The 11,726-nt window shown below is 61.1% G+C and carries 8 protein-coding genes; 5 read left to right on the top strand and 3 right to left on the bottom strand.

Annotated elements, in window-relative coordinates:
• Positions 1-86: 86 nt before the first annotated feature.
• Positions 87-1,049 (bottom strand): DMT family transporter, encoded by a 963-nt coding sequence (locus PMI30_RS04835; protein ID WP_008013614.1) that lies wholly within the window; start codon positions 1,047-1,049, stop codon positions 87-89.
• A 201-nt stretch (positions 1,050-1,250) separates the two neighbouring features.
• Between PMI30_RS04835 and PMI30_RS04840 the strand changes: the two genes are divergently transcribed.
• Positions 1,251-1,445, top strand: a complete 195-nt coding sequence (locus tag PMI30_RS04840; protein WP_008013612.1) for a DUF6316 family protein — start codon at positions 1,251-1,253, stop codon at positions 1,443-1,445.
• A gap of 127 nt (positions 1,446-1,572) precedes the next feature.
• Here the strand turns inward: PMI30_RS04840 and PMI30_RS04845 are convergent, their stop codons facing one another.
• Positions 1,573-2,757, bottom strand: a complete 1,185-nt coding sequence (locus tag PMI30_RS04845) for a thiolase family protein (RefSeq protein WP_008013610.1) — start codon at positions 2,755-2,757, stop codon at positions 1,573-1,575.
• Positions 2,758-2,862: 105 nt separating this feature from the next.
• Positions 2,863-4,380, bottom strand: coding sequence for a polyphosphate:AMP phosphotransferase (gene pap / locus PMI30_RS04850; RefSeq protein ID WP_008013608.1), 1,518 nt, complete (start codon positions 4,378-4,380; stop codon positions 2,863-2,865).
• Between the two features lie 245 nt (positions 4,381-4,625).
• On the opposite strand from pap, the gene mnmC reads away from it, so the two are divergent.
• The 4 genes from mnmC to PMI30_RS04870 all read left to right on the top strand — a co-directional run bounded on the left by mnmC (position 4,626) and on the right by PMI30_RS04870 (position 11,619).
• Positions 4,626-6,608, top strand: coding sequence for a bifunctional tRNA (5-methylaminomethyl-2-thiouridine)(34)-methyltransferase MnmD/FAD-dependent 5-carboxymethylaminomethyl-2-thiouridine(34) oxidoreductase MnmC (gene mnmC / locus PMI30_RS04855; protein WP_008013606.1), 1,983 nt, complete (start codon positions 4,626-4,628; stop codon positions 6,606-6,608).
• A gap of 123 nt (positions 6,609-6,731) precedes the next feature.
• Positions 6,732-8,504 carry an N-acetylglutaminylglutamine amidotransferase gene (locus PMI30_RS04860; RefSeq protein ID WP_008013605.1) on the top strand — a complete coding sequence of 591 codons (1,773 nt, stop codon included), beginning with the start codon at positions 6,732-6,734 and terminating at the stop codon, positions 8,502-8,504.
• Positions 8,505-8,507: 3 nt separating this feature from the next.
• Positions 8,508-10,256: an N-acetylglutaminylglutamine synthetase gene (gene ngg / locus PMI30_RS04865; protein ID WP_008013604.1), complete on the top strand. Its 1,749-nt coding sequence runs from the start codon at positions 8,508-8,510 to the stop codon at positions 10,254-10,256.
• Positions 10,257-10,428: 172 nt separating this feature from the next.
• A complete protein-coding gene (locus PMI30_RS04870) occupies positions 10,429-11,619 on the top strand; it encodes an osmoprotectant NAGGN system M42 family peptidase (protein WP_008013602.1) in 1,191 nt (396 codons plus the stop codon).
• Positions 11,620-11,726: the final 107 nt, after the last annotated feature.

Here is an 11,726-nt window from a genome sequence, read left to right as displayed (position 1 = left end):
AGCCATTTCATTATTCGACCGAGTTCTCTCAGAGGAACGCGGTCGAATGTGGGAGCGGGCTTGCTCGCGAAGAACGATAACGCGGTCTACCGTGTGATTGCCATCCGCACCCGCCGAGCCCTGAGCCCCGCCATCAACGATGGCCCCAACGCCACCAGCGCCGACCCGATCACCACCAGCACCGCCCCGCCGTAACCCAGGCCGTTGATCTGCTCGGCATGCACATACTCCGGCCATAACCACGCAGCCATGGCCACGGCGGCAAAGGTCACCAACGGAGTGATCGCCAGCGTCGCGCTGACCCGGGAGGCTTCCCAGTGGGCCAGGGCTTCGGCGAAGGCCCCATAAGCAATCAGGGTGTTCAAACAACACGCCAGCAGCAGCCAGCCTTGCAGCGGGCTCAATTGCAGCGCCTCCAGCGGATGCACCCATGGCGTCAGCAACAGCGCGCAAAACAGGTAAATCACCATCATCACCTGCAACGAATTCCACACCGTGAGCAACTGCTTCTGGCCCAAGGCATAGAAGGTCCAGACCGTGGACGCCAACAGCACCATCAACACGCCGGCGGTGTAATCGGTCAGGGAGGTCAGCAGTTCACTCAAACGCTGATTGAAGAACAGTGCAAAGCCGACCAACAGCACCAACAGGCCAATCCCCTGCCCCACGCTGAAACGCTCTTTGAACACGAACAGACTGGCGATCAGCAACATGATCGGGCCCATTTGCACCACCAGTTGCGCTGTGCCGGGGCTGAGCAGGTTCAGGCCCATCAGGTACAGCACGTAGTTGCCGACCAGTCCGAGTACCGCCATCAACACCAGCCAGCCACCGCGCGGGCCGAGGACTTTGCGACTCGGCAGGCGTTTGGTCGCTGCCAGATAAATGAACAGGCAGCCACCGGACACCAGCAAGCGAAACCAGGTCACCGTCACCGGGTCCATCACCAGCAGCACTTGCTTGAGTTTGATCGGCAGGATTCCCCACAGCAACGCAGTCAGCAAGGCCAGGCACAGACCATAAACCCAGCGACCCGATGAAATATGCATGCTGACCCCGAAGCCGATTGGCGAAAATGGTCATTCTAGGCTCAGACCGGGGCGTGACACAGGGACAGTTGCCGATGGGCCGCGAATGAAACTGTGCAGGTCGCACCATAAAGTTGACGATATGCCGTCGATCAGCTGGCCAGGCGCGGCAAGTGGTTCATGCATAAGCTCATTGAAACCGTCATCCGCAGGAGATCGCCCATGTACGGCATGCGCGCCCAAGACAACGCCCCCGCCACCCACTTTCGTTGTGACCGGTTGTGTCGTGTGAATGGTGAGTTGTACTTCACCACACGGGAACAGACGCTGGAGGGGCCGTTTGAAAACCCGGAGGTCGCGGCGCGGGAGATTCAGGCGTATATCGAGCGGATGCAGTTTTTGTGTACGAGCCGGTAAACCGCGGCGCCTGCATTCGCGAGCAAGCCCGCTCCCACATTTAACCGTGTCCAACGTTGGAACTCGGTCAAATGTGGGAGCGGGCTTGCTCGCGAAAGCGGTCGATCAGGCAACAAATCTTGCAGATTTAACGCACTGCCTCAAACAACCCCGTAGCCCCCATCCCGCCCCCCACGCACATGGTGACGATGCCGTAACGCAGATTACGCCGTTGCAACTCACGCACGATGTGCCCGACCTGACGCGAACCGGTCATGCCGAACGGATGGCCGATGGCAATCGAACCGCCGTTGACGTTGTACTTGTCGTTATCGATTTCCAGCCGATTGCGGCTGTACAGGCATTGCGAGGCGAACGCTTCGTTGAGCTCCCACAGATCAATGTCGGCAACCTGCAATCCCTTGGCCTTGAGCAACTTCGGCACCGAGAACACCGGGCCGATGCCCATCTCGTCTGGCTGGCACCCGGCCACGGCAAAACCGCGGAAGAAGGCTTTGGGCTTGAGCCCCAGCGCCAGGGCTTTTTCCAGGCTCATCACCAGGGTCATCGAAGCGCCGTCGGACAGCTGCGACGAGTTGCCAGCGGTCACCGAGCCGTCCTCGGCAAACACCGGTTTCAACCCGGCCAGGCTTTGCAGGGTGGTGTCAGGACGGTTGCAGTCATCGTGATCGACGATGCCGTCGAGGATCTGCACCTGACCAGTGTTCTTGTCTTCGACGCGATACTTCACCGCCATCGGCACGATTTCATCGTTGAACAACCCGGCGGCCTGCGCCAGGGCGGTACGTTGCTGGCTTTGCAGGGCGTACAGATCCTGCTCTTGGCGGCTGACGTCGTAACGACGTGCGACGATTTCGGCGGTCTGGCCCATGGGGAAATAGATGCCCGGCACCTGCTCTTTCAGCAACGGGTTGATCAGGTTGTCGGTGTTGACGCTTTTCATGGTCAGGCTGATCGACTCGACGCCACCGGCAACGATGATGTCGCTGCAACCCGAAGCGATCTGATTGGCGGCAATGGCGATGGCCTGCAAGCCCGATGAACAGAAGCGGTTAAGGGTCATGCCACCCGTGCCGACGCCCAAGTGCGAAAGCACCGCGACGTTACGGCCGATATTGAAGCCCTGGGCGCCTTCGTTGGAGCCGGCGCCGACGATGCAATCCTCGACACTGGCCGGGTCAACGTCATTGCGCGTGAGCAGCGCATTGACGCAGTGGGCCGCCATGTCGTCCGGGCGGGTCATGTTGAACTTGCCGCGAAAGGATTTGGCCAGGCCGGTCCGTACGCTGTCGACGATCACCACTTCACGCATGGCATACACCTCATTGTTGTTGTCAGTCAGGAGTTGGACCGAGCATAAGTCCACCCTATGACTGACCGCGACAATCATTCACCCCGCGTATGCGTAGCCATCGGTTCAGCGCTTGCGCAGTTTCTTCTCGCGTTTGTCGGACTTTTCGAACGCATCTTCCAGCGCCTGGTTAATGGTGCGCAGGACCTTGACCCGCGCCCAGCGCTTGTCATTGGCTTCCACCAAGGTCCACGGTGATATCTCGGTGCTGGTGCGATCGACCATATCGCCGACAGCAGCGCGGTAATCGTCCCATTTGTCGCGATTGCGCCAGTCGTCTTCAGTGATCTTGAAGCGTTTGAAGGGGATCTCTTCGCGCTCCTGGAAGCGTTCCAGTTGGGTCTGTTTGTCGATGGCCAGCCAGAACTTGACCACGATCACCCCGGCATCGGCGATCTGCTCTTCGAAGTCGTTGATCTCGCCATAGGCGCGCATCCAGTCCGCCTTGCTGCAAAAGCCTTCGATGCGCTCCACCAGCACCCGGCCATACCAGGAACGGTCGAACACAGTGAATTTGCCCCGGGCCGGGATATGCCGCCAGAACCGCCAGAGATACGGCTGGGCCCGTTCTTCCTCGGTAGGCGCGGCGATCGGCACGATGTCGTACTGGCGTGGGTCGAGCGCTGCGGCCACTCGACGAATTGCCCCGCCCTTGCCTGCCGCGTCGTTGCCTTCGAACACCGCGATCAACGCGTGACGACGCATGCGCTTGTCGCGCATCAGCCCGGAAAACCGTGCCTGCTCGGTAATCAACTGCTCTTCGTAATCGTCCTTATCCAGCTGCAGGGTCAGGTCCAGGCTATCGAGCAGATTCACTTGATCGACGCTGGGAAACAATGGCGCGGCGCTGACTTTGTCCGGGTGAATCCTGGGTCTCTTCAGAGCGCTTTGCAGGCCCTCGAGCAAGATCTTGCCGACTGCCAGGCTTCGATAGTGCGCGTCCACGCCGGCGATCACATGCCACGGCGCATAGTCGCGACTGGTGCGGCGCAGCACCCGTTCGCCGTACTTGACGAATTTGTCGTAGGTCGCGGATTGCTGCCAATCCAGCGGGCTGATTCGCCAGCTGTGCAGCGGGTCATCGGCCAACGCCTTGAGCCGCGCTTTCATTTGTTTTTTGGAGAGGTGAAACCAGAACTTGAAGATCAGCGCGCCTTCGTCGCACAGCATCTTCTCCAGCCGCTCGGCCCCGTTGATGCTTTGATCGAGTCGCGGATCCTTGAACAAACCATGAACCCGTCCCTGCAGCATCTGGCTGTACCAGTTACCGAAGAAAATCCCCATGCGGCCCTTGGCCGGGAACATCCGCCAGTAGCGCCAGGCGGGCGGGCGCGCCAGTTCTTCGTCGGTCTGCTGGTCAAACGTGCGGACCTCGATCGAGCGCGGGTCCATCCATTCGTTGAGCAACTTGACCGTCTCGCCCTTGCCGGCACCTTCAATGCCGTTGATCAAAATGATCACTGGAAAGCGCTGTTGCTGCCGAAGTTCGAACTGCGCTTCGAGCAAAGCTTCACGCAGGGCCGGCACTTCGGCGTCATAGGTTTCTTTGTCGATGGTATGACCGATTTCGGCGGATTCGAACATGGAGCGGCTCCTTCCAGGATTGAGCAAGACTAGCGGATTGGGCAGGCAGTCATCAGAAAAATTCCCAGGGGAAGGGGGCCGCACAACCTGTAGGAGCGAGGCTTGCCCGCGAAGAACGATGACGCGTAATACCTGAAAAACCGCGGTGAATTCTTCGCGGGCAAGCCTCGCTCCTACAGGATTTTGGATCAAGCACCGCAACGGCGATCGGCTAGAATGGCCACCTTGTCGTTGCCGAGCCTGCCATGAAACCTGTATTGCCCCACGCCCAGCTCGACTGGGACGACCAAGGTCGCCCGCGTTCGCGGGTGTTCGATGATGTGTATTTTTCCGACCTGTCGGGCCTTGAAGAAACCCGTTATGTGTTTCTGCAGCAAAACGATTTGCCCGATCGTTTCGCCGCCTTGCCGGCGGGTGGGCGACTGGTGATTGGCGAAACCGGGTTCGGTACCGGGCTGAATTTTCTCTGTGCCTGGCAGTTGTTCGAACAGCACGCGGTAGCCGGTGCACGACTGCATTTTGTCAGCGTCGAAAAGTACCCGCTGAGCGCGCCCGATCTGCAACGGGCCCTGGCGTTATGGCCGCAGCTCAAGCCATTCGCCGATCAATTGCTGGCGCAATACGTAGCGATCCATCAGGGTTTTCAGCGCCTGGTGCTGGACAACGGCCGCGTCACCCTGACCTTGCTGATCGGCGATGCACTGGAGCAGTTGCCACAACTGGATGCGCAGATCGACGCCTGGTTTCTCGACGGTTTCGCCCCGGCGAAAAACCCCGACATGTGGACCGCCGAATTGTTTGCCGAACTGGCGCGCCTGGCGGCACCCGGCTCGACCATCAGCACCTTTACCAGCACCGGCTGGGTGCGCCGCCTGCTGAACGCGGCGGGTTTCAAGATGAAGCGCACGCCGGGCATTGGCCATAAATGGGAAATTCTGCGGGGCACGTTCCTCGGTTGGCCCGAAGAGGCGGCTAAACCAGCCTCGGCAAAACCATGGTTCGCTCGTCCACAGCCGCTGACCGGCGAACGCCACGCCCTGGTGATCGGCGCCGGGCTGGCCGGTTGCGCCAGTGCCGCCAGCCTGGCCGCGCGGGGTTGGCAAGTGAGTTTGCTGGACCGCCACGAAGCACTGGCGCAGGAAGCCTCGGGCAACCCTCAGGGCGTGCTCTACCTCAAGCTTTCGGCCCATGGCACAGCGTTGTCGCAATTGATCGTCAGCGGTTTTGGTTACACCCGCCGTCTGCTGGAACAACTGCAGCGTGGCGTCGACTGGGACGATTGCGGCGTCTTGCAACTGGCCTTCAATGCCAAGGAAGCCGAGCGTCAGGCGCAATTGGCCGCGGCCTTTTCATCGAGCCTGGTGCACCTGCTCGGTCAACCCCAGGCTCAGGCCCGAGCCGGCATCGAATTGGCGCACGGCGGCTTGTTCTATCCTGAAGGTGGCTGGGTTCATCCGCCCGCGTTGTGTCAGTGGCAGGCGTCCTCAACGAACATCCAGTGGCTGCCCCATCGCGAGGTGCTGGAACTGCGCAAGGTCGATGATCAGTGGCAGGCCTGGGACGGCGATGCACTGCTGGCCAGCGCGCCGGTGGTGATTCTGGCCGGCGCCGCCGAGATCAAGCGGTTTCCTCAAAGCGCCGACCTGCCCCTCAAACGCATTCGCGGCCAGATCACCCGACTGGCGCAAACCCCTGAAAGCCAGAGCCTGGCGACCGTGGTCTGCGCCGAAGGCTATGTGGCGCCCGCACGCCTGGACGAACATACACTCGGCGCCAGCTTCGATTTCAAAAGCGATGAGCTGACCCCGACCGTCGCCGAACACCTCGGCAATCTGGCGTTGCTCGAGGAAATCTCCACTGACCTGGTCGCCCGTCTGCATGTTCCAGACCTGGACCCGCAGCAACTGGAAGGACGCGCGGCATTCCGCTGTACCAGCCCCGACTACCTGCCGATCGTCGGACCGTTGGCCGACCAGGCAGCCTTCGCCGAAGCCTATGCCGCGCTGAGCAAAGATGCCCGGCAAGTGCCCGATATGCCATGCCCATGGCTCGACGGGTTTTACGTCAACAGCGGTCACGGTTCTCGCGGTTTGATCACCGCGCCGTTGTCTGGCGAGCTATTGGCCGCATGGCTTGAAAACGAGCCCCTGCCCTTGCCCAGAACAGTGGCCGAGGCCTGCCACCCCAATCGTTTTGCCTTACGCCAATTGATCCGCGGAAAAGCCTGACCCATCGACATATAACTTATCGGTCTAAAACTCCAGGGATCCCGCTGGGTCAGTTTCCGGGTACCCGCCGTTTTTGGCGAGGTATCGATTGACCCTCCCCAACGGAAAAACCGGTAAGGACTTATGTGCGGATTAGCTGGAGAATTACGTTTCGACCATCAACCTGCGGACCTCGCAGCCATTGAACGAATCACCCATCACCTGGCCCCTCGCGGCCCTGATGCATGGGGTTTCCACAGCCAGGGGCCGATTGCCCTGGGCCACCGGCGCCTGAAAATCATGGACCTGTCGGACGGCTCGGCACAGCCGATGATCGACAACCAACTGGGCCTGTCCCTGGCCTTCAACGGCGCGATCTACAACTTCCCGGAACTGCGCACCGAGCTTGAAAGCCTCGGTTACGCCTTCTATTCCGGCGGCGACACCGAAGTGCTGCTCAAGGGTTATCACGCCTGGGGCGAAGCCCTGTTGCCCAAACTCAACGGCATGTTCGCCTTCGCCATTTGGGAACGCGACGCCAAGCGCCTGTTCATCGCCCGCGACCGTCTCGGCGTGAAGCCGTTGTATCTATCGCGCACCGGTCAACGCCTGCGCTTTGCCTCGACCCTGCCAGCATTGCTCAAGGGTGGCGACATCAACCCGATTCTCGATCCGGTGGCACTCAATCATTATCTGAACTTCCATGCGGTGGTCCCGGCTCCGCGCACCTTGCTGGCGGGCATCGAGAAACTGCCCCCGGCGAGCTGGATGCGCATCGACGCGGACGGCAGCACCGAGCAGAAAACCTGGTGGACCCTGCCCTACGGTCCAAATGCCGACGAGCTGAACCTGACCCTCGAAGATTGGCGCGACCGCGTGCTCGACAGCACCCGTGATGCAGTGGCGATCCGTCAACGGGCGGCGGTGGATGTCGGCGTGCTGCTTTCCGGCGGCGTCGATTCGAGTCTGTTGGTAGGCCTGTTGCGCGAAGTCGGGGTCGAAGACTTGTCGACCTTTTCCATCGGTTTCCAGGATGCCGGTGGCGAGCGCGGCGACGAGTTCCAGTATTCGGACCTGATCGCCAAGCACTACGGCACCCAACACCATCAACTGCGCATCGACGAAAAAGAGATCATCGAGCAACTGCCCGCGGCGTTCCGCGCCATGAGCGAACCGATGGTCAGCCATGACTGCATCGCGTTCTATCTGCTATCTCGCGAAGTGGCCAAGCACTGCAAGGTGGTGCAAAGCGGCCAGGGCGCGGACGAGTTGTTCGCCGGGTATCACTGGTATCCGCAGGTGGACGGTGCGAGCGATCTGTACGCGGCGTATCGCGATGCGTTTTTCGACCGCAGCTATGCCGACTACGCCGCCACGGTGCAGCCGAAATGGCTGACGGCCAACGACGCGGCCGGCGACTTCGTGAAGGAACATTTCGCCCAGCCCGGTGCCGATGCAGCCGTGGACAAAGCCCTGCGTCTGGACAGCACCGTGATGCTGGTGGATGACCCGGTCAAACGGGTCGACAACATGACCATGGCCTGGGGGCTGGAAGCGCGTACGCCGTTTCTCGACTATCGCCTGGTGGAATTGTCGGCGCGGGTGCCGGGCGAATTCAAACTGCCGGATGGCGGCAAGCAAGTCTTGAAAGAAGCGGCACGGCTGGTCATTCCGAGTGAAGTGATCGACCGCAAAAAGGGTTACTTCCCGGTCCCCGGCCTCAAGCATTTGCAGGGCGATACGCTGAACTGGGTGCGTGAACTGCTGCTCGATCCGAGTCAGGATCGTGGCCTGTTCAACCCCGCCATGCTCGACCGCCTGCTGACCGATCCACAAGGTCAACTGACCCCGTTGCGCGGCTCCAAGCTGTGGCAATTGGCAGCCCTGAACCTGTGGCTCAGTGAACAAGGAATCTGATCGATGAAACCTCACGCTACGGCTTATAGCCAACGCCTGTTGCGCGGTCAGGCGCCCTCCTACGAACGTTTGCAGGCGCGCCTGGCCGAAGACGGCAGTGAATTGGGCGCCGCGCCAATAGCAGTGCATTGCGGTTGGGGCCGGCTGCTGATCGGCCATACTTTCCCCAATGCCGCGAGCCTTGCCCAAGAGTTGCTCAATGAGCAACCGGGTGAGCGGGACATCGCCTTGTACGTCGCCGCGCCCCAGCAAGTGCTGGGGCTGGAGCCGGCGCAACTGTTCCTCGACCCATCCGACACCTTGCGCCTGTGGTTCAGCGATTACCGTCAGGCCACCCGGGTGTTTCGCGGCTTTCGCATCCGTCGGGTGCAAAGCGAAGCGGACTGGCAGGCCGTCAATCAGCTGTATCAGGCGCGCGGCATGCTGCCGATTGATGCGAGTTTGCTGACGCCTCATCCCCTGGGCGGCCCGGTTTACTGGCTGGCCGAAGATGAGGACAGCGGCGCGATCATCGGCAGCGTCATGGGCCTGAATCATCACAAGGCGTTCAACGATCCGGAAAACGGCAGCAGCCTGTGGTGCCTGGCGGTCGATCCACAGTGTTCCCGCCCAGGCGTCGGTGAAGTGCTGGTGCGGCACTTGATCGAACACTTCATGAGTCGTGGCCTGAGTTACCTGGACCTGTCTGTGCTGCACAACAACCGTCAGGCGAAAAGTCTTTACGCCAAGCTCGGTTTTCGCAACTTGTCGACCTTCGCCATCAAGCGCAAAAACGGCATCAACCAGCCGTTGTTTCTCGGCCCCGGCCCCGAAGCCGAGTTCAATCCGTATGCGCGGATCATCGTCGAGGAGGCTCATCGGCGCGGCATTGAGGTGCAGGTAGATGACGCGCAAGCGGGTCTGTTTACCTTGATTCACGGCAGTCGTCGGGTGCGTTGCCGCGAATCCCTGAGCGATCTGACCAGCGCCATCAGCATGACGTTGTGTCAGGACAAGAGCCTGACCCACAAGGTGCTGAAAAACGCTGGTCTTGAACTGCCCGCCCAACAACTGGCGGGGAGCGCGGACGACAATCTGGCGTTTCTCGATGAGCACCAACGGGTGGTGGTCAAACCGCTGGACGGTGAACAGGGCCAAGGGGTGGCGGTGGATTTACGCACCCTCGAAGAGGTCCAGCAGGCCATCGAAAACGCCCGCACCTTCGACAGTCGAGTACTGCTGGAAAGCTTCCATGAAGGCCTCGACTTACGGATTGTGGTGATCGGTTTCGAAGTGGTCGCCGCCGCCATTCGCCGGCCGGCGGAAGTGGTGGGCGACGGTCAGCATTCCATCGGAGCGCTGATCGAGGCCCAGAGCCGTCGCCGTCAGGCGGCGACCAGCGGCGAAAGCAAAATCCCGCAGGACCATGAGACCCAGCGCACGTTGCAGGCTGCGGGTTACGACTACAGCAGCATTCTGCAGGCCGGTGAGCATCTGTTCGTACGGCGCACGGCGAATCTTCATACCGGCGGCATTCTTGAGGACGTCACGGCGATTCTGCATCCGACCTTGGTGGATGCGGCGGTGCGCGCGGCACGGGCGCTGGATATTCCGATGGTCGGGCTCGACCTGATGGTGCCGGCCGCTGACCAGCCGGAGTATGTGTTTATCGAAGCCAATGAGCGCGCCGGGCTGGCCAACCATGAACCGCAGCCGACGGCCGAGCGGTTTGTGGATTTGTTGTTTGCGCATAGTCAGCCGGCGGTCCCTTAGTAATGTAGTGCCTGTCAGGCCGCCTTCGCGGGCAAGCCTCGCTCCTACAGGTATGAGGCGACGACACCAATCTTGTAGGAGCGAGGCTTGCCCGCGAAGGCGGCCTGACAGGCAACGTAGATTCCCCCTCCTCATCGAAACCATCGATGCTCTTACTTCATCAGGAGTTTCCATGACCAGCAAAATTCCCGAACCGGACCTCAATTACCTGCAAAAAGTCCTGCTGGAAATGCTCGCCATTCCCAGCCCCACCGGGTTCACCGATACCATCGTGCGTTACGTCGCCGAACGCCTCGAAGAGTTGGGCATTCCCTTTGAGATGACTCGTCGCGGCACCATCCGCGCCACCCTCAAGGGCAAGAAGAACAGCCCGGACCGCGCCGTCTCCGCTCACCTGGACACCATTGGCGCAGCGGTTCGCGCGATCAAGGACAACGGCCGTCTGACCCTGGCGCCGGTCGGTTGCTGGTCCAGCCGTTTTGCCGAGGGCAGCCGCGTCAGTCTGTTCACCGACAATGGCGTGATCCGTGGCAGCGTGTTGCCGTTGATGGCCTCGGGGCACGCGTTCAACACCGCCGTGGATGAAATGCCGATCAGCTGGGATCACATCGAGTTGCGCCTGGACGCCTATTGCGCCACCCGCGCCGATTGCGATTCGCTGGGGATCAGCGTCGGCGATTTCGTCGCCTTCGACCCTTTGCCGGAATTCACCGAAAGCGGCCACATCAGCGCCCGCCACCTCGATGACAAGGCCGGCGTCGCCGCCCTGCTGGCGGCGCTGAAAGCCATTGTCGACAGCGGCGAAGAGTTGATGATCGACTGCCATCCGCTGTTCACCATCACCGAAGAAACCGGCAGCGGTGCGGCGGCGGCCCTGCCTTGGGATGTCAGCGAATTCGTCGGCATCGACATCGCGCCGGTCGCGCCCGGCCAGCATTCCAGTGAACACGCGGTGAGCGTGGCAATGCAGGATTCCGGCGGGCCTTATGACTATCACCTGTCGCGCCACCTGCTGCGTCTGGCCAGTGATAACGAACTGCCGGCGCGCCGCGACCTGTTCCGCTATTACTTCAGCGATGCTCACTCGGCCGTCACGGCTGGCCACGACATTCGCACCGCCCTGCTCGCCTTCGGCTGCGATGCCACCCACGGCTATGAACGCACCCACATCGACAGCCTCGCCGCCCTCAGCCGCCTGCTCGGCGCCTACATCCTCAGCCCGCCGGTATTCGCCAGCGATGCTCAGCCGGCCAAGGGGTCGCTGGACCGGTTCAGTCACCAGATCGAACACGAGACGCAGATGGAAAGCGATACGCGGGTGCCGTCGGTGGATAGCTTGATTGGGCAGCGTTCGGAGGGTTGAGTTTTACGGTAGGTATTCGGTGTCTGAAAGATCGTCTTCGCGAGCAAGCCCGCTCCCACGGGTGACCGAGTTCTTTCATAGGAATGCGGTCGAATAATGAAATGGCT

The sequence above is a fragment of the Pseudomonas sp. GM50 genome (assembly GCF_000282375.1).
GTDB lineage: Bacteria > Pseudomonadota > Gammaproteobacteria > Pseudomonadales > Pseudomonadaceae > Aquipseudomonas.
The sequence above is the reverse complement of the archived record's forward strand: the minus strand, read 5'-3'. Positions and strand labels throughout refer to the sequence as shown.

Coding starts and splice junctions, on each gene's coding strand:
- PMI30_RS04835 (WP_008013614.1), bottom strand. CDS start 1,049: ATGCATATTTCATCGGGTCGCTGGGTTTATGGTCTGTGCCTGGCCTTG.
- PMI30_RS04840 (WP_008013612.1), top strand. CDS start 1,251: ATGTACGGCATGCGCGCCCAAGACAACGCCCCCGCCACCCACTTTCGT.
- PMI30_RS04845 (WP_008013610.1), bottom strand. CDS start 2,757: ATGCGTGAAGTGGTGATCGTCGACAGCGTACGGACCGGCCTGGCCAAA.
- pap (WP_008013608.1), bottom strand. CDS start 4,380: ATGTTCGAATCCGCCGAAATCGGTCATACCATCGACAAAGAAACCTAT.
- mnmC (WP_008013606.1), top strand. CDS start 4,626: ATGAAACCTGTATTGCCCCACGCCCAGCTCGACTGGGACGACCAAGGT.
- PMI30_RS04860 (WP_008013605.1), top strand. CDS start 6,732: ATGTGCGGATTAGCTGGAGAATTACGTTTCGACCATCAACCTGCGGAC.
- ngg (WP_008013604.1), top strand. CDS start 8,508: ATGAAACCTCACGCTACGGCTTATAGCCAACGCCTGTTGCGCGGTCAG.
- PMI30_RS04870 (WP_008013602.1), top strand. CDS start 10,429: ATGACCAGCAAAATTCCCGAACCGGACCTCAATTACCTGCAAAAAGTC.